Annotated in this window: 20 protein-coding genes and 1 riboswitch; of the genes, 10 read left to right on the top strand and 10 right to left on the bottom strand. The window is 73.3% G+C overall.

Features of this window, described 5'->3' with window-relative positions; all coding sequences use genetic code 11:
• Positions 1–15: 15 nt before the first annotated feature.
• The 3 genes from BJ958_RS02990 (at position 16) to BJ958_RS03000 (ending at position 2,049) form a co-directional block, all read left to right on the top strand.
• Positions 16–633 carry a hypothetical protein gene (locus tag BJ958_RS02990; RefSeq protein WP_179725406.1) on the top strand — a complete coding sequence of 206 codons (618 nt, stop codon included), beginning with the start codon at positions 16–18 and terminating at the stop codon, positions 631–633.
• Positions 634–758: 125 nt separating this feature from the next.
• Positions 759–1,163 (top strand): hypothetical protein, encoded by a 405-nt coding sequence (locus BJ958_RS02995; RefSeq protein ID WP_179725408.1) that lies wholly within the window; start codon positions 759–761, stop codon positions 1,161–1,163.
• Between the two features lie 10 nt (positions 1,164–1,173).
• Positions 1,174–2,049, top strand: coding sequence for a serine/threonine-protein kinase (locus BJ958_RS03000; protein WP_179725410.1), 876 nt, complete (start codon positions 1,174–1,176; stop codon positions 2,047–2,049).
• A 4-nt stretch (positions 2,050–2,053) separates the two neighbouring features.
• Here BJ958_RS03000 and BJ958_RS03005 read toward each other — a convergent pair whose 3' ends face one another.
• The 3 genes from BJ958_RS03005 to BJ958_RS03015 are packed head-to-tail and all read right to left on the bottom strand — an operon-like array spanning position 2,054 to position 4,591.
• On the bottom strand, positions 2,054–2,728 hold the full coding sequence (locus BJ958_RS03005) for a response regulator (protein ID WP_179725412.1): 675 nt from the start codon (positions 2,726–2,728) through the stop codon (positions 2,054–2,056).
• On the bottom strand, positions 2,713–4,323 hold the full coding sequence (locus BJ958_RS03010; protein ID WP_343052542.1) for a sensor histidine kinase: 1,611 nt from the start codon (positions 4,321–4,323) through the stop codon (positions 2,713–2,715). Before BJ958_RS03010 ends, BJ958_RS03005 begins: the two co-directional genes overlap by 16 nt.
• On the bottom strand, positions 4,205–4,591 hold the full coding sequence (locus BJ958_RS03015; protein WP_179725414.1) for a hypothetical protein: 387 nt from the start codon (positions 4,589–4,591) through the stop codon (positions 4,205–4,207). Before BJ958_RS03015 ends, BJ958_RS03010 begins: the two co-directional genes overlap by 119 nt.
• Before the next feature lie 173 nt (positions 4,592–4,764).
• Between BJ958_RS03015 and BJ958_RS03020 the strand changes: the two genes are divergently transcribed.
• Positions 4,765–6,318: an AMP-binding protein gene (locus BJ958_RS03020; protein ID WP_179725416.1), complete on the top strand. Its 1,554-nt coding sequence runs from the start codon at positions 4,765–4,767 to the stop codon at positions 6,316–6,318.
• Here the strand turns inward: BJ958_RS03020 and BJ958_RS03025 are convergent.
• On the bottom strand, positions 6,285–6,827 hold the full coding sequence (locus BJ958_RS03025) for a hypothetical protein (RefSeq protein WP_179725418.1): 543 nt from the start codon (positions 6,825–6,827) through the stop codon (positions 6,285–6,287). The genes BJ958_RS03020 and BJ958_RS03025 overlap by 34 nt on opposite strands.
• A 21-nt stretch (positions 6,828–6,848) precedes the next feature.
• Positions 6,849–6,963: riboswitch (cobalamin riboswitch) on the top strand.
• A gap of 35 nt (positions 6,964–6,998) precedes the next feature.
• Between BJ958_RS03025 and cobN the strand changes: the two genes are divergently transcribed.
• The 5 genes from cobN (at position 6,999) to BJ958_RS03050 (ending at position 13,927) form a co-directional block, all read left to right on the top strand.
• The gene (gene cobN / locus BJ958_RS03030) at positions 6,999–10,571 is read left to right on the top strand and encodes a cobaltochelatase subunit CobN (RefSeq protein WP_246318999.1); all 3,573 of its coding nucleotides are present in this window, start codon (positions 6,999–7,001) and stop codon (positions 10,569–10,571) included.
• 97 nt (positions 10,572–10,668) lie between these two features.
• The gene (locus BJ958_RS03035; RefSeq protein ID WP_273516729.1) at positions 10,669–11,406 is read left to right on the top strand and encodes an SAM-dependent methyltransferase; all 738 of its coding nucleotides are present in this window, start codon (positions 10,669–10,671) and stop codon (positions 11,404–11,406) included.
• A complete protein-coding gene (locus BJ958_RS03040) occupies positions 11,393–11,755 on the top strand; it encodes a (2Fe-2S) ferredoxin domain-containing protein (RefSeq protein ID WP_179725422.1) in 363 nt (120 codons plus the stop codon). The genes BJ958_RS03035 and BJ958_RS03040 overlap by 14 nt, the downstream gene beginning before the upstream one ends.
• A gap of 61 nt (positions 11,756–11,816) precedes the next feature.
• The gene (locus BJ958_RS03045) at positions 11,817–13,208 is read left to right on the top strand and encodes a cobyric acid synthase (protein ID WP_179725424.1); all 1,392 of its coding nucleotides are present in this window, start codon (positions 11,817–11,819) and stop codon (positions 13,206–13,208) included.
• Positions 13,205–13,927, top strand: coding sequence for a cobalt-precorrin-6A reductase (locus BJ958_RS03050; RefSeq protein WP_179725426.1), 723 nt, complete (start codon positions 13,205–13,207; stop codon positions 13,925–13,927). The genes BJ958_RS03045 and BJ958_RS03050 overlap by 4 nt, the downstream gene beginning before the upstream one ends.
• Here BJ958_RS03050 and BJ958_RS03055 read toward each other — a convergent pair.
• Both BJ958_RS03055 and BJ958_RS03060 read right to left on the bottom strand, forming a co-directional pair.
• Positions 13,924–14,346, bottom strand: a complete 423-nt coding sequence (locus tag BJ958_RS03055) for a hypothetical protein (RefSeq protein ID WP_179725428.1) — start codon at positions 14,344–14,346, stop codon at positions 13,924–13,926. The genes BJ958_RS03050 and BJ958_RS03055 overlap by 4 nt on opposite strands.
• Positions 14,347–14,391: 45 nt before the next feature.
• Positions 14,392–15,237, bottom strand: coding sequence for an NAD(P)H-binding protein (locus BJ958_RS03060; protein ID WP_179725430.1), 846 nt, complete (start codon positions 15,235–15,237; stop codon positions 14,392–14,394).
• Between the two features lie 107 nt (positions 15,238–15,344).
• Between BJ958_RS03060 and BJ958_RS03065 the strand changes: the two genes are divergently transcribed.
• Entirely contained in the window at positions 15,345–15,719 is a 375-nt protein-coding gene (locus BJ958_RS03065; protein ID WP_273516736.1) for a winged helix-turn-helix transcriptional regulator, read from the top strand.
• Between the two features lie 23 nt (positions 15,720–15,742).
• Here the strand turns inward: BJ958_RS03065 and BJ958_RS03070 are convergent, their stop codons facing one another.
• The 4 genes from BJ958_RS03070 to BJ958_RS03085 all read right to left on the bottom strand — a co-directional run bounded on the left by BJ958_RS03070 (position 15,743) and on the right by BJ958_RS03085 (position 19,391).
• Positions 15,743–17,347 (bottom strand): HYR domain-containing protein, encoded by a 1,605-nt coding sequence (locus BJ958_RS03070; RefSeq protein ID WP_179725432.1) that lies wholly within the window; start codon positions 17,345–17,347, stop codon positions 15,743–15,745.
• A gap of 77 nt (positions 17,348–17,424) precedes the next feature.
• On the bottom strand, positions 17,425–18,345 hold the full coding sequence (locus BJ958_RS03075) for a cobalamin biosynthesis protein (RefSeq protein WP_179725434.1): 921 nt from the start codon (positions 18,343–18,345) through the stop codon (positions 17,425–17,427).
• Complete coding sequence (locus tag BJ958_RS03080) at positions 18,342–19,163, bottom strand: CbtA family protein (RefSeq protein WP_179725436.1); 822 nt, start codon at positions 19,161–19,163, stop codon at positions 18,342–18,344. Before BJ958_RS03080 ends, BJ958_RS03075 begins: the two co-directional genes overlap by 4 nt.
• A 6-nt stretch (positions 19,164–19,169) precedes the next feature.
• A complete protein-coding gene (locus BJ958_RS03085; protein WP_179725438.1) occupies positions 19,170–19,391 on the bottom strand; it encodes a CbtB-domain containing protein in 222 nt (73 codons plus the stop codon).
• Positions 19,392–19,501 lie beyond the last annotated feature (110 nt).

A 19,501-nucleotide genomic window follows, 5' to 3' on the forward strand; every position in this document is an offset into this window, starting at 1 on the left:
TGGGAGGGTGGCGTCATGTCGATCTCGGTGTCGCGGGCCGTTCCCGCCCTGCTGCTGTCCGTCCTGATCTCGGGGGGCACGGTCGCGCTCGCCGCGCCCGCGCACGCCGACCGGTGGACCTACGACGACGCGGCGGGCGACGTGACGCACACGGTCGAGACCGACACGTCGCTGTCGATCGTGACCGCTCCGGAGCAGGAGAACGGCGACATCACGCAGGTGGCCGTCGACCACCGCCGCGCGAAGCTGGTGGTCGACGTCCGGACCCGCACCCGGATCACGGGCTCCTTCATGGCCGGGGTCGGCATCCGGACGCGGGGTCACCACTTCCTGCTGATGTCGATGCGGGCGCCGGGCATGAGCAGCACCGACCTGATGGACTTCAACAGCGACGGCCCGTCCGAGCGCTGCCCGGGCCTCAAGCGCAGGCTGGTGGCCGCCAAGACGGCCATCCGGTTCACGATCCCTCGTTCCTGCCTCGACGACCCGCGTTGGGTCCGGGTCGGGGTGACGCTGTCGACCTTGGCGATGTTCACGGGCGAGTCCTACGACGACGACGGCCTGCGGACGGGGATGACCCTGTCCTCCTCGGTCGGCGTCGGCGCCGGCAAGTCGCCGAAGATCAGGCGCTGACCCGCGGGCTGGTCAGAGCGGTTCATGAGAACCCTCTCACCGGCGACTCATGCCCACCTCACCCCGGCTCGGGAGGGTGGTGGACGTCGACGGTCCGTCGACGTCCACCGATCGAGGAGGTACCGATGAAGAAGCCCCTGATGGTCGCGCTCAGCGCACTGGGCGGCGTCACGGCCGCCGGCGTCGTCCTCAGCGTGCTCGCCTGGCCGGCCGAGGCGAGCGGCGGCGACGCGCAGCTGGCGTTCAAGCGGGAGCAGGACACCGCCGACGTCGTCCTCGTGGCCGATGACGACGACCCGGACGACGACGGCCCCCAGGCCGCGGACACCCACACCCGTACGGGCACGAGCGCCGGCACCGTGACGAACACGCGCGGTGACGACAGCCGGACCGGTGCGCGCAGTGGCCGGGACGACAGCCGTACCGGCCGGGCGGTCGTGGACTGGACCAACGACGGGCCGGGGCCCAAGGTGCGGGACTGGACCCGCAACCACACCAACGACAAGACCCGCCACAACACGCGCGGCTGACGAGCCGACGATGGGCACGCTGTCGTCCTGGGGCTTCGCCGAGGGTGACGCCATCACCCCCGAGCTGACCGCGTTGCGGTCGCTCGGGGGCGGCTCGGCGTACGAGGCGTACCTCGCCTTCGACGAGATCACCTACGGCCCCGTGGTCGCCAAGGTCGTGCGGCCCGTCGAGGTCGACGACCCGCACACCCTCGAGGGGCTCCTCCGCGAGGCCACCGCCCTCGACGTCGCGCACCACCCCGTCACCGTCCGCGGCCTGAGGCACGACGTCGACGGGCCTCGTCCGCACCTGGTGCTCGAGCACGTCGAGGGGCCGAGCCTGTCGCGCCTGATCCGCCGGCACCGGCGGCTCTCGCCGCAGCAGTACCTGCCGCTCGCGATCGACCTCGCCTCAGCGCTGCACTTCTTCGGGCACGCCGACGTGTGCCACCTCGACCTCAAGCCGAGCAACGTGATCATGGGCTCGCCCGCGCGGCTGATCGACTTCTCGGTCGCGCGTGCGTCCGCGCGTGCCGCCGAGGTCACCGGGCACATCGGCACCGACGCGTACATGGCCCCGGAGCAGGCCGCTCCCGGAGGCGCGTACGGCGTCCCCGGTCACGCGAGCGACCTGTGGGGGCTCGGGACCACCCTGTTCCACGCGATCGCCGGCCACCGGCCGTTCCGCGACGGCGACCCGGCGGCGGTCGAGCCCGCCGACCGGTTCCCGCAGCTGCTGGACGCACCGGCGGAGCTGCCGGGCGACGTACCGGCGACGGTGGCGAAGGTCGTGCACGCCCTGCTGGAGCCCGACCCCGCGGACCGGCCCCTGCCGCGCGAGGTCGCCGAGGCGCTCGAGCCGGAGATCGCCGCCCTGCCGGCGCCGAGGCTGCACTGGAAGGGCTGACCGGTCAACGGTCGAGCCGGTAACCCATCCCACGCACGGTGCTGATCGCCCCGGTGCCGAGCTTGCGGCGCAGGTAGCCGACGTAGACGTCGACGACGTTGGAGCCGGGGTCGAAGTCGAGGCCCCAGACCTGGTCGAGGAGCTGCTCGCGGGAGAGCACCTGGCCCGCGTTGCGCAGGAAGATCTCGGCGAGGGCGAACTCGCGCGCGGAGAGCTCGACCTCGCGGCCCGCGACGGTGGCGCGGCGGGTGCGCAGGTCGAGCTCGATGCCGGCGGCGGTGAGAGCGTCGGGGGTGCCGTTGCCCGCGGGTACGGCGGCCGCCTGGCGCAGGCGCAGCCGGACCCGGGCGCTCAGCTCGGCGAACCGGAACGGCTTGGGCATGTAGTCGTCGGCACCGCCCTCGAGCGCGGTCACGGTGTCGGTGACCGAGTCGCGGGCGGTGAGCACGATGACCGGCACCCGCGAGCCCTGCGAGCGCAGCTGGTCGAGCAGGTCGAAGCCGTCGATGCCGGGCAGGCCGATGTCGAGGACCACGAGGTCGACGTCGCCGGCGAGGGCGTGGTCGAGCCCGGCGTGGCCGTCCGCGGCGACGGTGGTGCGGTGGCCCTCGGCCCGCAGGCCCTTGGCGACGAAGGAGGCGATCCGCTCCTCGTCCTCGACGATCAGGATGTGGGCCACGTCAGGACCTGGGTCTGCTCGGGGTCACCGGGGTCACCGGCGTCGGCGGGAGGGGGCGTCGGCGCGGGTGGCGGGAGCACGACCGGCAGCACCGCGGGGACGTCGACGGCGAGCCGCGCGCCGGGGCCGGGGGCCGACCGGTCGACGTACGCGGTCCCGCCGTGGGCCTGGGCGATCGCGGCCACGATCGAGAGCCCGAGCCCGAAGCCCTCGTCGCCCGCGTGGACGACCGCCCGGCCGAACCGGCCGAAGATCCGGGCCTCGTCGCCGGGGGCGATGCCGGCGCCGTCGTCCTGGACCCAGCAGTGCAGGGTCGAGTCCACCACCGTGGCGCCGATCGCGATCCGGCCGCCGGGAGAGGTGTGCTTGACGGCGTTGTCGGCGAGGGCGAGCAGGGCCTGGGTGACCCGCTGGCCGTCGAGGACCAGCTCGGCGGGCAGCGTGGGCGAGGCCTCGAGCACCCAGTGCCGTTCGCCGAGGGCGCTGGCCTTGGTGAGCACGGCCGCGAGCAACGCCGACGGGTCGGTGGCGCCGGGCTCGAGGAAGTCGGGCCGGTCGCTCTTGGCGAGGACGATCAGGTCGCCGACCAGCCGGGCCATCCGGTCGACCTCGTCGAGGAGCAGGGCGCGGGTCTCGGCCACCTCCTGCGGGTTGCCGGTGTCGAGGAGCTCGAGGTGGCCGCGGAGCACGGTCAGCGGGGTGCGCAGCTCGTGGCCTGCGTCGTCGAGGAACTGGCGCTGGCCGGCGAACGCGTGCTCGAGCCGGTCCAGCATCCCGTTGACGGTGCGGGTCAGGGCGGTGATGTCGTCGTTGCCGCGCTCGGGCAGGCGGCGGGAGAGGTCGGTCGCGGTGATCGTGTCGGCGGCCTGGTGGAGGGTCCGCAGCGGCCGCAGCAGCCGCCCGGACACCCAGGCCGCGGTCGCGGTCACGAGGACCGCGGACAGCAGGGCGACCAGCGTGTAGGTGCGCATCGTCTGCCCGAGCTCGCTGCGGTCCTCGGACAGGTAGGTGACCACGAGCAGCGCGCCGCGCTGGCTGCCCTGCGCGACCGGCTGGGCGGTGATCCGCACCTCGCCGCGGTCGGTGTCGAGGTAGGTCGTGCCACCGTCGACGACCAGGGACGAGACCGCCTCCTGGAACGACGGGGAGTCGACGAGGTCGTCCTTCGGGTACTGCACGAGCGTCCCGTCGCCCACCCAGCCGACCAGGAGCTCGCCGTCGGCGGGGACGTTGCGGGTCAAGAAGCCCTCGAGCAGGTCGCGCACGGTGGTGAAGTCGCCGGTGCGCTGGAGGGCGACGAACTCGTCGAGCTCCTGCTCGACCTCGCCCTGGAGCGACTCGTCGAGCGCCCGGCCCTCGACCCAGTAGACGATCAGGCCCGCGCCGGCGAGGGCGACGGTGACCAGGAGCGCGACGGCCGCGGTGATCCGGGTCCGGACGGACAGGCCCGCGCGGCTCGGAGGAGGTGGCGTCGGCTCAGTCGTCATCGTGCCCGCGGCCGCCACGGTCGTCGTCGTGGCGGTCGTCGCCACGCTCGTCCCGGTCGTCGTGCCCGCGCCGGTCGTCGTCCCGGTCGTCGTCACGGTCGTCGTCACGGCCGCGCCGGTCGTCGTCGCCGTCGTCGTCACCGTCGAGGTCGGGCTGCGGCGTGATCACCTCGGCCGACGGGGTGGTCGGCTGCTCCTGTGGCGTGGTCGGGGTGGTCGGGGTGGTCGCGGTGCTGTCGGCCGGCGCGGGGCCGAGGTCGATCGGGGTGCGGGCGGGCGGCTCGTCCGCCCCGGCGCGGACCACCGCGCCCGCAGCGAAGCCGGCCAGCACCATCAGCGCTGCAACCGGCAGCAGGATCTTCCACGCACGACTCATGACCCGATCATCCTGCCCGATCGTGGGCCGACCGTGAGAGCCGGATGAGAGTCCTCTCATCGCGGCACCCGGCAGCGGAGCGGCTCCCTCCTTTCGGAGGGGGCGCACACCTGGGCCGCGGGCCTAGGGTGGTGACTGTCACATCCGTGTGTCCCGAGCCCAGGAGGCCCCGCGTGTTCGTCCCGTTCAGCGTCAACGACTTCCTCGACCGGGCCGTGCAGGTGTACGGCGAGCGGGTGGGCGTCGTCGACGAGCCGACCCAGCCCGCGCCGAGCCAGGGCGAGCTGACCTATGCGCACATCGGTGAGCTCGCCCGTCGCCAGGCCGCGAAGCTCGACGAGCTCGGGATCGGCGTGGGGGAGCGGGTGGCCATCGTCAGCCACAACAGCAGCCGGCTGCTGACCTCGTTCTTCGGCGTGAGCGGCTGGGGCCGGGTGCTGGTGCCGGTGAACTTCCGGCTCAGCCCCGACGAGGTGCAGTACATCGTCGAGCACTCCGGCGCCCGGGTGCTCTACGTCGACCCGGAGCTCGAGGAGTCGCTGTCGGGGGTGAGCTGCGAGCAGAAGTACGTCCTCGGCGACGACGACGCGCTCTATGCCGCACCTGGTGTCGACCCCAAGCCGTGGGAGCACGACGAGGGCGCCACCGCGACCATCAACTACACCTCGGGCACGACCGCCCGGCCCAAGGGCGTGCAGATCACCCACCGCAACATCTGGGTGAACGCGCTGACCTTCGGCCTGCACGCCGGCATCAGCGACCGCGACGTCTACCTCCACACGTTGCCGCAGTTCCACGCCAACGGCTGGGGCATGCCGTTCGCGATGACCGGCGTCGGCGCGCAGCACATCATCCTGCGCAAGGTCGACGGCGCCGAGATCCTGCGCCGGGTCCGCGACCACGGCGTCACGGTGATGTGCGCGGCGCCCGCGGTGGCCGCCGCGGTGCTGGAGGCCGCCCAGACCTGGGAGGGCGAGGTCCCCGGGCGCGACAGGGTGCGGATCATCATGGCCGGCGCCCCGCCGCCGACGAAGACGGTGATCCGGGTCCAGGAGGAGCTGGGCTGGGAGTTCATCCAGATCTACGGCCTCACCGAGACCTCGCCGCTGCTGACCATCAACCGCACGCGCGCCGAGTGGGACGACCTCTCGGCCGAGGAGCGTGCGACCCGGCTCACGCGCGCGGGCGCGCCCGCGATCGGCGTGCGGCTGGCCATCGACGAGTCCGACGAGGGATCCGGTGAGGTGCTCGCCCGGTCCAACGTGATCCTCGAGGGCTACTGGGAGCAGCCCGAGGAGTCGGCCGCGGCGCTGGCCGGCGGCTGGTTCCACACCGGTGACGGCGGCGTGCTCGGCGACGACGGCTACCTGACGATCGCCGACCGCAAGAAGGACGTCATCATCACCGGCGGCGAGAACGTCACCTCGATCGAGGTCGAGGACACGCTCTTCTCGCACCCGGCGGTGGCGGAGGTCGCGGTGATCGGCGTCCCGAGCGAGAAGTGGGGCGAGACGATCAAGGCGCTCGTCGTGCTCGCCGGCGACGCGACCGCCGGCCCCGAGATGGAGGCCGAGCTGATCCGCTGGTGCAAGGAGCGGCTGGCCGGCTACAAGTCGCCGACCTCCGTCGAGTTCCGCACCGAGCTGGCGCGGACCGCGACCGGCAAGCTGCAGAAGTTCAAGCTGCGTGCTCCCTACTGGGAGGGGTTCACCCGCCAGGTGAACTGATCCGCCGGGACCAGCGTGGCGGCCCACCCGGCGGCCCGCCACGCGGTCACGGTCGTCGCCGCCCACGCCGGGTCCTCGGACGCGACGACGTCGACGGCGGTCTCCACCGGTGCGGCGGACGGCGCGGCGAGGGGCTGCCCGCTGATCGGGTCGGTGAGGTCGGCCGCTCCGTCGACGCAGGTCACCCGGCGCAGGCCGATGCCGAGGCGCCGTTGGTGCTGGGCCAGGCTGAGCGCGGCGATCCCGGCGTCGCCGTACCCGACGACGGAGAGCTGGTCCGGCGGGTGCACCGCGGTCTGGCGGGCGTAGCGGACCGAGCGGAGCAGGTCGCGGCCGTCCTCCCAGGCCGGTACGACGACCCGGACCCCGCTGCGGGTGGCGATCCGGCTGGCCAGGGCACCGACGGCGTCCGCATCGGTGCGGACGGCCGGGTGCCACAGAAGGAGCGTGTCCAGGTTGGGATGGCCGTGGACGGCCACGTGGAGGCCGGGCGCCTGCGCAGAAGTCACAGCACCACCGTAGGCTGAGCCCCCACAGGTCCGCGGCCCAGGAACCCGGTGTGAGACCGGGGCGGTTCCGCCACTGTGACCCCGACGCCCTCGTGGCGGCGGGCAGCCAGACACTGGCCGCGGACGAACCTACCGATGAGGGGCGAGAACCCCGAGGAGGCCTTGAGCGTCATGGCGCGCATCGCACTGCTGTCCACGTCCGACACCGACCTGCTGTCCGCGCGCGCGAGCGGCGCGGACTACGGCTGGGCCAACCCGAGTCGCTCGGACCTGGCCGCGCTCGTCGCCCTGGCCGACGACGCCGATCTCGTCGTCGTCCGGCTCCTCGGCTCCCCGCAGCAGTACGACGCCGAGCTGGCCGCGCTGCGCCGCACCGCCCGTCCGCTCGTGGTGCTCGGTGGCGAGCTGACCCCGAGCGCCGAGCTCATGGAGGCCTCGACCGTGCCGGTCGGGATCGCGGCCGAGGCGCACCGCTACCTCGCCGAGGGAGGACCGCGGAACCTCACCGAGCTGCACCGGTTCCTCTCCGACACCGTGCTGCTGACCGGCGAGGGCTTCGAGGCGCCCGAGGTGATCCCGGCCTGGGGCCTGGTGGAGCGTCCGGCGGTTGCGGGGGACCGCGCCAGGGTGGGCGTGCTCTTCTACCGCGCCCACCAGGCCAGCGGGAACACCGCGTTCGTGCACGCGCTGTGCGACGCGGTCGACGCGACCGGGGACGCGGTCGGCGTACCGATCTTCGCCGGCTCGCTGCGGGCCGCACCCGACGAGCTGTTCACCGCGCTCGGCACGCTGGACGCGCTCGTGGTGACCGTGCTGGCGGCCGGAGGCGCGACGCCCGCGTCCGTCAGTGCCGGCGGCGAGGACGAGACCTGGGACGTCGAACGGATCGCGGCCCTCGACATCCCGGTGCTGCAGGGTCTGTGCCTGACCAGCAGCCGTGCCGAGTGGGAGGAGTCGGACGACGGCGTCACGCCGCTCGACTACGCCAACCAGGTGGCGATCCCCGAGTTCGACGGGCGGATCAGCACGGCGCCGTTCTCGTTCAAGGAGCTCGACGAGGCCGGGCTGCCGTCCTACGTCGCCGACCCGGAGCGGGCGGCGCGGGTCGCCGGGCTGGCGGTCAACTACGCGCGGCTGCGGAAGGTGCCGAACGCCGAGAAGCGGATCGCGCTGATGCTGTCGGCCTACCCCACCAAGCACTCGCGCATCGGCAACGCCGTCGGCCTCGACACCCCGGTCTCGGCCGTGCGGATGCTGCGCCGGCTGCGCGATGCCGGGTACGACGTCGGCGACGGCTTCGGCGTCCTCGACCTCGAGGACGACACGGTCGCCGGGGACACCCTGATCCACGCCCTGATCGCCGCCGGTGGCCAGGACGAGGAGTGGCTGACGTCGGTGCAGCTCACCGACGCGCACGTGCGCATCAGCGCCGACGACTACACGGCCTGGACGGCGGACCTGCCCGACGACCTGCGTGAGGCGATGGTCGAGGCGTGGGGCCCCGCGCCGGGCCGGCTGTTCGTCAACGACAGCGACGAGATCGTGCTCGCGACCCTGCAGGCCGGCAACGTCGTGCTGATGATCCAGCCGCCGCGTGGCTTCGGGGAGAACCCGGTCGCGATCTACCACGACCCGGACCTGGCGCCGTCGCACCACTACCTGGCGGCGTACCGCTGGGTCCAGCACGGTTTCGGTGCCCACGCCGTCGTCCACCTCGGCAAGCACGGCTCGATGGAGTGGCTGCCCGGCAAGAACGCAGCCCTGTCGGCGTCCTGCGCCACCGACGCGGCGATCGGCAGCATGCCGCTGATCTACCCGTTCCTCGTCAACGACCCCGGCGAGGGCGCGCAGGCCAAGCGCCGCGCGCACGCGACGATCATCGACCACCTGGTGCCGCCGATGGCGCGCGCCGAGGCGTACGGCGACATCGCGCGCCTCGAGGGCCTGCTCGAGGAGTACGACAAGATCTCCGCGATGGACCCGGCCAAGCTGGCCGCGATCCGCGGCGAGATCTGGCAGCTGATGCACGCCGCTGAGCTGCACCGCGACCTCGGCATGGACGAGCAGCCCGAGGACGACGACTTCGACGACTTCCTGCTCCACGTCGACGGCTGGCTCTGCGAGATCAAGGACGTCCAGATCCGCGACGGGCTGCACGTGCTGGGCCAGGCGCCCGAGGGCGAGGCGCGGGTCAACCTGGTGCTCGCGATCCTGCGCGCCTCGCAGGTGTGGGGCGGCCAGGCACAGGCCGTGCCGGGCCTGCGGGCCGCACTCGGCCTGGCGCCGGACGCGCCGACGGTCGAGGTGGACCGGGTCGAGGCCGAGGCGCGGGCGCTGGTCGAGGCGATGGAGAAGTCGGGCTGGGACGCGCGACGCGTCGACGACCTGCACGCGTCGCCGGACGTGCGCAAGGTGCTCGCCTTCGCCGCCACCGAGGTCGTCCCTCGACTCGGGCGGACCACCGACGAGCTCGACCACACGCTGCACGCGCTGGCCGGCGGCTTCGTGCCCGCCGGCCCGTCCGGCTCGCCGCTGCGCGGCCTGGTCAACGTGCTGCCGACCGGCCGCAACTTCTACACCGTCGACCCGCGGGCGGTCCCGTCGCGGCTGGCATGGCAGACCGGGCAGGCGATGGCCGACTCGCTCGTGCAGCGCTACCTCTCGGAGGAGGGGGCCTACCCGGAGTCGGTGGGCCTCTCGGTGTGGGGCACGTCGGCGATGCGCACGTCGGGCGACGACGTGGCCGAGGTGCTCGCGCTGCTCGGCGTGCGACCGGAGTGGGACGAGGCGTCCAAGCGCGTGCACACCCTGAGCGTGATGCCGCTCGAGGAGCTCGGCCGGCCGCGGATCGACGTGACCGTGCGGATCTCCGGCTTCTTCCGCGACGCCTTCCCGCACGTCGTGGCGATGCTGGACGACGCGGTGCGGATGGTCGCCGAGCTCGACGAGCCGCTCGAGGCGAACTTCGTCCGGGCGCACGCCCGGGCCGACCTGGCCGAGCACGGCGACGAGCGGCGCGCGACCACGCGGATCTTCGGCTCCAAGCCGGGTTCGTACGGCGCCGGCATCCTGCAGGCGGTCGAGTCCGGGTCCTGGCGCGACGACGCCGACCTCGCCGAGGTCTACACCGCGTGGGGCGGCTTCGCGTACGGGCGCGACCTGGACGGCGTACCCGCCTCCGACGACATGCGCGCCAACTACCGGCGGATCAAGGTCGCGGCCAAGAACATCGACACCCGCGAGCACGACATCGCCGACAGCGACGACTACTTCCAGTACCACGGCGGCATGGTGGCCACGATCCGCGCGCTGACCGGATCCGCGCCCAAGGCCTACGTCGGCGACTCGACCACGCCGGACGCCGTCCGGACCCGCACGCTGCAGGAGGAGACCAACCGGGTCTTCCGCGCGCGCGTCGTGAACCCGCGCTGGATCGGCGCGATGCAGCGCCACGGCTACAAGGGCGCCTTCGAGCTGGCCGCGACCGTCGACTACCTGTTCGGCTTCGACGCGACCGCCGGCGTCGTGCACGACTGGATGTACGAGTCGCTGGCCCAGTCCTACGTGCTGGACGAGACCAACCAGGAGTTCCTGCGCAAGTCGAACCCGTGGGCGCTGCGCAGCATCGTCGAGCGGCTCCACGAGGCGAAGGACCGTGGGCTGTGGTCCGATCCCGACCCGGACGTGCTGGCTGCCCTGCAGGCGGCCTATCTCACGGTCGAAGGGGACCTGGAGGACCGATGAGCGCCGGTCGAGAGGCTGCGGTTTGGTCCCAAACCGCAGCGACACGCCGCACGAGGCTGCGGTCTGTGCCCAATCGGTGCATGTCCGGGGGAGCCCGGTGAGCGCCGCTCGGGTGCGGATCGTCGGTTTCGGGATGGGTCCGCAGCACGTGACGCCGGAGGCCGCTCGGGCGCTGGGGGAGTGCGACTACGCGCTGGCGGTGCAGAAGGGTGAGGACGACCCGCTGCTCGACGTACGGCGGGCGGTGGCCGCCGCCCACGGCCTGGAGCTGGTCGTGGTGCGCGACCCCGAGCGGGACCGCTCGCCGGGCCTGGACCGCGCGGGCTACGAGGGTGCCGTCGCGGACTGGTACGACGCCCGGCTGGCGGCGTACCGCTCCGTGCTGTCGTCGCGGGAGGGCGTGTGTGCCTTCCTGGTGTGGGGCGACCCGTCGCTGTACGACGGGGCGATCCGGGTCTTCGAGGGGCTGGGCGTCGACTTCGACGTGGTGCCCGGGATCAGCGCCCCGCAGGTGCTGGCGGCGCGGCACGGGATCGTGCTGCACGAGGTCGGGCAGCCGGTGCACGTGACGACCGCGCGGCGGCTGCGGGCCGACGTGGCGTCGGGGCAGCGCAACGTGGTGGTGATGCTGACGTCCGGCGTCGACCTCGACGGCTTCGAGGACTGGTCGATCTGGTGGGGCGCGAACCTCGGCGGCACGGGGGAGCGGCTCGTGTCCGGACTGGTGCGTGACGTGGTCGGGGCGATCGCGGCAGCGCGGGCGGCGGCGAAGGCCGAGGCCGGCTGGGTGATGGACCTGTTCCTGTTGAGGGGGCCCGCCGATGGCGCTGCCTGAACGCGACGTGCTGCTGTGCCGCGACTGCTGCTGCGGCACGACCGGCAAGCACCCCGACGTCGACCACCGAGCCCAGCGCGACGAGATCGAGGCGCTCGACGACCCTGCGGGCCGCCGCGGTCCGCGGGTCCGGGTGCGGGTCGTCGACTGCCTCGACGAGTGCGACCGGTCGAACGTCGTGCTGGTGCGGGACTTCACCTGGTTCCCCGGCGGTCGCCGGCCCAAGGACACCTGGCTCGGCGGCGTGCTGTCCCCGGCGTCCACCGACGCCGTGGTCGACTGGGTGCGCGAGGGTGGTCCCGTGCCCGCTGTGCTGCAGCGCCACGTGTTCCGCGGGAAGCGGGGGTGAGTCACATGAGTTCCATGCGTCACCGCTGTCAGGGAATCCATGCAGCCGGACGGCGGCCCCGATGAGCGGCGGGGCGCTGCTGGTGGCGGGGATGACCTCCGACGCGGGCAAGAGCGTGGTGACGACAGGCTTGTGCCGGGCGTTCGCGCGGCGGGGGATCCGGGTGGCGCCGTACAAGGCGCAGAACATGTCCAACAACTCGATGGTCGTCGTCGACAAGGCCGGCGAGGCAGGCGAGATCGGCCGGGCCCAGTGGGTGCAGGCGATCGCCGCCGGTGCCGAGCCCGAGGTCGCGATGAACCCGGTGCTGCTCAAGCCCGGCAGCGACCGGCGCAGCCACGTCGTGCTGATGGGCCAGCCCGACGGCGAGGTGTCGGCGCGCAACTGGCACGACGGGCGCGCCCGGCTGGCGGCCACCGCGTTCGAGGCCTTCGACGACCTGCGTGAGCGCTACGACCTCGTCGTGGCGGAGGGGGCGGGCAGCCCGGCCGAGATCAACCTGCGCGCCACCGACTACGTCAACATGGGCCTCGCCCGGCACGGCGATGTCGCGACGGTCGTGGTCGGCGACATCGACCGCGGCGGCTGGTTCGCCTCCGCCTACGGCACCTTGATGCTGCTCGACACCGCGGACCAGGCCCTGGTCAAGGGGTACGTCGTCAACAAGTTCCGCGGTGACGTCGACCTGCTGCGACCGGGCCTGGCCGACCTCGAGCAGCGCACCGGGCGCCCGACGTACGGCGTGCTGCCGTGGCACCCCGACCTGTGGCTGGACTCCGAGGACGCGCTCGACCTCGCCGGTCGCCGCGCCGAGGTGGGCGCCGGCGTGCGCAAGGTGGCGGTCGTGCGGCTGCCGCGCATCAGCAACTTCACCGACGTCGACGCGCTCGGGCTCGAACCCGCCCTCGACGTCGAGTTCGTCTCCGACCCGGCCCGGTTGGCCGATGCCGACCTCGTCGTCCTCCCGGGCAGCCGGGCGACCCTCGCCGACCTGGCCTGGCTGCGGGAGCGCGGCCTGGACGCTGCGATCGTCCGCCACGCCGAGGCGGGGCGTCCCGTGCTGGGCATCTGCGGTGGCTGCCAGATGCTCGGGCGCCGGATCGAGGACCCCGACGGCATCGAGGGCGTGGCCGGTGCCGCGGTCGACGGGCTCGGCCTGCTCGACCTCACCACGCGCTTCGGCGCACGCAAGCGGCTGGTGCTGCACGAGCCCGCCGGCTACGAGATCCACCACGGGCGGATCACCGGCTCCCCCGTCAACGGGACGGTGACCGGGACGATGGTCCACGGCAGCCTGGAGGACGACGCCACCCGGGCGGCGTACCTCGCCGAGAGCCTCGGGATCGACAGCGCCGCGTCCTTCCCGGCCGCCCGCGCGGCCCGGCTGGACCTGCTCGGCGACCTCGTCGAGGAGCACCTCGACGTCGACGCCCTGCTGGAGCTCACCCGATGAGGGTGCTGCTGCTCGGCGGCACCGGAGAGGCCCGCGACCTCGCTGCCCGGCTGGTCGAGGCCGGCATCCCCGTCGTCTCGTCGCTGGCCGGCCGCGTCGCCCGTCCCCGGCTGCCGGTGGGCGAGGTCCGGATCGGCGGCTTCGGCGGCGTTGCCGGACTGCAGGAGGCGCTGGCCGACTTCGACGTGGTCGTCGACGCGACGCATCCGTTCGCGGCGGGCATCTCCCGCAACGCCGCGCGCGCCTGCGCGGCAGCCGGCGTGCCGCTGCTGCGGCTCGAGCGTCCCGGCTGGGCCGATCGCGCCACCGCGTCGTGGATCTGGGTGCACACCCACGAGCAGGCCGCGACCGTCGCCGGCGAGCTCGGCAGCCGACCGTTCCTCACCATCGGCCGCCAGGAGCTGGCCCGGTTCGTCCCCGCACTCGCCGAGCGCCAGGTGCTCGCCCGCGTCGTCGACCCGCCGGACGTCGAGATCCCGCCCACGTGGGAGCTGCTGACCTCGCGCGGGCCCTACACCCTCGAGCGCGAGCTGGACCTGATGGCCGACCGCGACGTCCTGGTCACCAAGGACTCCGGCGGCGAGCTCACCTGGCCGAAGATGGAGGCCGCCGCGGAGCTCGGCATCCCCGTGGTCGTCGTACGACGGGCGGCGGCGCCGGAGGGCGTCGGCACCGTGCACGACGTCGACGCGGTCGTCGCCTGGTTGCGGTCCCGTTAGGGGGTCCGCTCGTGACCGCGCCGCCCGTGGGTGCGCCGGTCCTCCTTCATCTCCGCCTCGTAGAGGTGGCGACGGCCCGCGACGAGGGCGTCGCGGGCCGCCTGCTCGAGCTCCTTGAACGCGGCGTAGTAGCCGTCGTCGTACTCCTCGACGACCTGGAACGTCCAGCGGCCGTCGAGCACGTTGCGCCCGACGAGCTCGCGCTCGATCCGGTCGGCCAGCTCGCTGTGGCCGGCCCGGCGCAGCCCGTCGACGCCCTTGCCGAGGGTCAGGTCGGCGGTGCCGCTCATCCGGTGGAAGGCGTACAGGTGGCCGCGGGCGACCTCCACCGCCTCCAGTGCCTCCGAGATGTCGCCGAGCGCCTCGACCGTCAGGTCGTCGACGCCGTCGGGACGGGTGTGCTCCTCATCGATCGCCATGCATCGTCGATGCCCGCGACCGGTGAGGAGCACACGCCCGGGATCTCAGAGCGCGGCGCGCAGGGCGTCCGCGAGCGAGGTCGCCGGGCGGCCCAGCAGCTCCTCGAGGTCGGTCGGCTCGACGTACAGCTCGCCGCGGCCCAGACCGAGGTCGGCGTCGGCGAGGACGGCCGCGAACTGCTCCGGCAGGCCGGCGCCCACCAGGACCTTCGTCAGCTCGTCGGCCGGGAGGTCGGTGTAGGTGACGTCCTTGTCGAGGACCTCGCCGACGGTGGCGGCGAGCTCCTTGAGGCTGAACGCGGCGCCGCCGAGCTCGTAGACCGGCTTCGGCTGCTCGAGCAGGAGTGCGGCGGCCGCGGCCTCGGCGAAGTCGGCGCGGGTGGCGGCGCTGACCCGGCCGTCACCGGCTGCACCGACGACGCCGTGCGCGGCGTACGTCGCGAGCTGGTCGGTGTAGTTCTCGAGGTACCAGCTGTTGCGCAGGAAGGTGTGCGGCAGGCCGGAGGCGAGGATCGCCTTCTCGGTCGCCGCGTGCTCGGCGGCCAGCGCGATGCCCGAGGTGTCGGCGTGGGGGATGCTCGTGTAGGCCAGCAGGGTGACGCCGGCAGCCTTCGCGGCGTCGATGACGTTCTGGTGCTGGGGGAGGCGCTGGCCGACCTCGCTGCCCGAGATGAGCAGCACCCGGTCCGCGCCGGCGAAGGCGGCGGCGAGGGCCTCGGCGTCGGCGTAGTCGACCTTGCGGGTGGTGACGCCGAGGTCGGCGAGGCCGGCGAGCCGCTCCTCGTCGCGGCCCAGCGCGACGACCTGGTCGGCGGGGACGCCCTTGGTGAGGAGGGAGGCGACGACGTGGCGGCCGAGGTGGCCGGTGGCGCCGGTGACGACGAGGGACATGGGTGCTGCCTTTCGAACGGTGGGGTCGTGCTTGTCGACCTCCTCAACGGGTCGTTCGGGTAGTTGCTTCCCATTGGTTAGTACGCACTTTGAAGTAAGGTACTGACGTGGCAGAAAGTACCGACACGATCTTCGAGCAGTTCCCGGGCGGGGTGTTCCCCGCGGCCTGCTCGAGCCGGGTGCTGCTCGACCACGTGATGAGCAAGTGGGGCGTGCTCGTCCTGGTCTCGCTCACCGACGGTCCGCAGCGCTGGAGCGACCTGCGCCGCCGGGCCCAGGGGATCAGCGAGAAGATGCTCGCCCAGACCCTGAAGACCCTCGAGGCCGACGGCCTGGTGCACCGCGAGCAGCAGCCGGTGATGCCGCCGCGCGTCGACTACAGCCTCACCCCGCTCGGCGAGGACCTCGCCGAGGTGCTGGTGCCGCTGCTGCGCTGGGTCGGTCGCAACGCCGACGCGATCATCGGGCCGGCCACGACGTGACCGGCCCGACGACGGTGGGCTGACTACTTCGGCGGGGCCGGGACCAGGCAGGCCACCGGGGCGGCCGCGTTGCCCGAGAAGTCCACGGCGTACAGCTCCGCGTCACCCGTCCCGGTCAGGTGCGTGATGCCACCGGCCATCGACGACTGCCGGGGACCGGACGCGGCCTGGGTGTACTTGATCCGCTGGCCGCTGGCGAACGGGCCCCAGACGTGGCCGCTGCCGGTGTCGCGCAGGTAGACGTCAGGGTCGGTGTCGACGACATCGGTGGCGTCGAGCCGGTAGAACCCGTCCTGGTTCTGGCCCTGCGGGTTCGGCCGTGTGCCGCCGGCCTTGGGCACGGTGCCGCCCGGGTTGGTCGACTCGGCGCAGGTGACGCTCGGCGGGGTGGTGTCGACGACCTCGATCGTGCCCGAGCCGTGGCCGGTGTTGCCGGCGGCGTCCGTGGCCTCGCAGCTCACGGTGGTGCTGCCGAGCGGGAACTGCGAGCCGGAGGGCGGCACGCAGGTCGGGGTGAGCGGTCCGTCGACGTTGTCGAGCGCGCTGGCGTCGTACGACACGACGGCGCCGGCGGGGCTGGTGGCCTCGACGGTCTTGCTCTCGACAGTCACGTCCGGGGGCGTGACGTCCTTGACGGCGATGTCGACGCTCTGCACGAACTCCGGGCCGGGGACCGCGCCGTTGATCTTGAACGACACCGTGCACGACACGGTCTGGCCCTGCGGTGCATCACCGGCGAGGGTGATGGTCTCGTCGAAGGTCGTGGTCGCGCCACTGGTGACGTTGCGCGAGCCGGGCGACAGCGTGACCGTCACGCCCGGGTCGCAGGCGACCTCGTGGGTGACCTCGGCCGGCAGGTTCTGCAGCTGGCTGAGGATCACGTCCGAGACCTCGCCGGGGTCGGCGTTGGTGAGGGTGCCGCCCGTCTGCGAGGTGACGTACGACGCCTGCCCGGCCGAGTCGAGGCCGTTCCACAGGTAGCCGTCGGCGCCGGGGACCGCGATCGCGATCACCCGGATGCCGGCCGCCTGCAGGGCTGCCGTCGCGGAGGCCAGGGACTGGCCGGCCGACGGGTCGTGGCTGCTCGAGTCGCCGAACATGACGACGATCGGGGAGCCGTCGGCCCGGAAGTCGATCGAGCCCGGCACCTGCGCCAGGGCGCCGACCCAGTCCTCGGCCGCGTCGCTGCCGCCGCCCGAGAGCGGCGTCCACGCGTTGATCCCGTTGGTCACCGCCGTGGTGTCGCCGGTCAGCTGCTGGCGCAGCAGGAAGTACCCGGTCGCGTCGTCGGTGTCCTTGTAGTCGGCGACGGCGAACCGGGCGCTGGGCTGGGCCGCGAGGATCTGGCTGACGATGCTGGTGGCGTTGGCCTGCACGTTGCCGATGCTCGCGGTCATGCTGGTGGTCGTGTCCGCCAGGAACACGATGTCGGGGTTCGGTGGGATGGGCGGTGTCTCCACCGTCTTGGTGATCGTCACCGAGGCGCCCGGAGCGAGCGCGTCGGTGTAGTGCTGCGGGCTGACGCCCGGGTCGCCGACGGCTGCGACGGTCGCGGCCGCGCTCACGCCGAGCGTGAGCAGGCCGGCCGAGGCCGCCCGGGCCAGGGTGCTGGAGGGTCGAACACGCATGTCAGGTTCCTTTCCGAGGGGTGTGACTGACACCCACGGAGTCGGGGACCGACCGCGTTGATACCCAAATCTGGGTATCAGCTGCGTCGGAGCAGGGCGACGCCCGCCGCGGTCAGTGCGGCCGCGGTGCCGATCCGCCGGGCCAGCACCCGGGCCTGCTCGAGGCCGGCCCGGTCGGGTGCGGGCCCGTCGCCCATCAGCGCCCGGTGCTCGATCCGGCCGCCGTAGTCGTTGGTGCCCCCGAGCCGGATGCCGAGCGCTCCGGCGAAGGCGGCCTCGACCGGACCGGCGTTGGGGCTGGGGTGACCGGCGGCGTCGCGGCGCCAGGCCCGCCACGCTCCCCGCGGGTCGGGGCCGAGCACGGTGCCGAGCACGGCCGTGAGCCGCGAGCCGGGCAGGTTGAGCAGGTCGTCGATGCGTGCGGCCGCCCAGCCGAAGCGCTCGTAGCGGGCGCTGCGGTGCCCGACCATCGCGTCGAGGGTGTTGGCGGCGCGGTACCCCAGCAGCCCTGGTACGCCGGCCACGGCTCCCCACACGAGCGGCGCGACCACCGCGTCGGAGGTGTTCTCCGCCAGCGACTCCAGGGTCGCCCGGACCACCTCGGCCTCGTCGAGCCGGGTGGTGTCGCGCCCCACGAGGTGGGTCAGCTGCTGTCGGGCCCGCGGCAGGTCGCCCTCGGCGAGCAGGCGGCCGACCTCCGCGGCCTCGCGGTCGAGGGAGGTGCCGCCGAGCACCGCCCAGGTGGCCGCCGCGGTGAGGATCGTTCGGGGCAGCGGGCCGGGCAGTGCGCGCTGCGCGACGAGGCCGAGCACGACGGCGCCACCGACCAGGCTGCCGGCGTACAGCACGCCGGCGGTGCGCTCGTCGCGCCAGGTCGCACGCTCCAGGGCCGCGGCGACCTGCCCGAACCCGGCGACGGGATGACCACGCCGCGGATCGGCGAGGAGCCGGTCCGCGGCGTACCCGAGCACCAGCCCCGCAGCCGAGGGGACGGTCACAGGCTGGCGGCGAGCTGGCGGCGGGCGAGGTCCGCCGCCGCTCGGTCGTGGAGCCGGCCGACCAGGACGGTCAGGCCGACGCCGATGCCCGCCCACAGCGCGGCGAGGGTGATCAACGAGGAGCGGCGGAAGTACCAGAGCGTGTCGGCCGGGAAGTCGCCGAGCTCGTTGACCGTCGGCAGCAGGTACCCGGCGACCGACACGACCGCCACGTAGACCCCGGCGGCGACGAAGGTGGCCGTCCAGCCGTCGTACCTGGTGCGCAGTCGGTTGGCCAGCACGACCACCGCGATCGCGGCGAGCACGGAGACCAGCAGCAGCCCGAAGTACGACGCCGTGCGGCCGCCGATCGTCTCGCCGCTGCCGACCGCCGGTGGTGTGGCGGGGTACTTCGTGAACGGCACGAGCGTGACCGCGACGAAGCCGATCAGCACCACCAGCGCGGTGGACCCGCGTGCCGAGAGGCTGCCGAGCCGGCCGAGCACGGCGGCGGCCGCCAGCGCTGCGAGACCGCCGAGGGCCGCGCCGATGGCGAGGGTGCCGGTCAGCAGGCCCCAGCTCTTCTGGTTCTCGCGCGAGATCTCGACCATGCCGTCCTGGCCGGCCGGCTCCTCGGCGTGCTCGGTGTGCCCGGCGTGGCCCTCGCTCGGCTGCGCGGCAGCCGACTCCTCGAGCGCGATGGCGTCGTCGACGTACGGCTCACCGAGGGCGAACGCGACGACGAAGGCGATCAGGCCGGCGACCAGGCCCACCGCGAGCCCGCGGATGAGGAAGGCAGCCGGGCTGAGGACAGACCTGTCCCTGGGAACGGTGCCCATCGGGGGTCAGTGGCAGGGGTAGCCGAGGAGGTGGCGGGCGTCGTGGACCCACTCGTGCACGGCGTTGCCGGCGGGGAGCGAGATCGCACCCTGGTCGGCGCTCACGAAGAAGATCGCCAGCATGGCGAGCAGGCCGAAGAAGACGACCCAGGTGCCGAGCTGCAGCAGCGGGACGACCGGGACCTGGACGGCCGGCGCGGCGATGGGGGTGGCAGTGGACTGCGACATGGTGCCTCCTCAGGGATTCAGCGTCCCTGGTCAATGGGTGTGAGGTGTGAGCAGGCACTCGTTCCTGACTCCACCGCACCCGTCCCCATGCTGTTGCTGGGACGGAGGCG

The organism is Nocardioides kongjuensis (assembly GCF_013409625.1).
Lineage (GTDB): Bacteria > Actinomycetota > Actinomycetes > Propionibacteriales > Nocardioidaceae > Nocardioides > Nocardioides kongjuensis.

Coding starts and splice junctions, on each gene's coding strand:
- cobN (WP_246318999.1), top strand. CDS start 6,999: ATGGCGCGCATCGCACTGCTGTCCACGTCCGACACCGACCTGCTGTCC.
- BJ958_RS03060 (WP_179725430.1), bottom strand. CDS start 15,237: ATGTCCCTCGTCGTCACCGGCGCCACCGGCCACCTCGGCCGCCACGTC.
- BJ958_RS03070 (WP_179725432.1), bottom strand. CDS start 17,347: ATGCGTGTTCGACCCTCCAGCACCCTGGCCCGGGCGGCCTCGGCCGGC.
- BJ958_RS03050 (WP_179725426.1), top strand. CDS start 13,205: ATGAGGGTGCTGCTGCTCGGCGGCACCGGAGAGGCCCGCGACCTCGCT.
- BJ958_RS03055 (WP_179725428.1), bottom strand. CDS start 14,346: ATGGCGATCGATGAGGAGCACACCCGTCCCGACGGCGTCGACGACCTG.
- BJ958_RS02990 (WP_179725406.1), top strand. CDS start 16: ATGTCGATCTCGGTGTCGCGGGCCGTTCCCGCCCTGCTGCTGTCCGTC.
- BJ958_RS03015 (WP_179725414.1), bottom strand. CDS start 4,591: ATGAGTCGTGCGTGGAAGATCCTGCTGCCGGTTGCAGCGCTGATGGTG.
- BJ958_RS03000 (WP_179725410.1), top strand. CDS start 1,174: ATGGGCACGCTGTCGTCCTGGGGCTTCGCCGAGGGTGACGCCATCACC.
- BJ958_RS03080 (WP_179725436.1), bottom strand. CDS start 19,163: ATGGGCACCGTTCCCAGGGACAGGTCTGTCCTCAGCCCGGCTGCCTTC.
- BJ958_RS03085 (WP_179725438.1), bottom strand. CDS start 19,391: ATGTCGCAGTCCACTGCCACCCCCATCGCCGCGCCGGCCGTCCAGGTC.
- BJ958_RS02995 (WP_179725408.1), top strand. CDS start 759: ATGAAGAAGCCCCTGATGGTCGCGCTCAGCGCACTGGGCGGCGTCACG.
- BJ958_RS03045 (WP_179725424.1), top strand. CDS start 11,817: ATGAGCGGCGGGGCGCTGCTGGTGGCGGGGATGACCTCCGACGCGGGC.
- BJ958_RS03040 (WP_179725422.1), top strand. CDS start 11,393: ATGGCGCTGCCTGAACGCGACGTGCTGCTGTGCCGCGACTGCTGCTGC.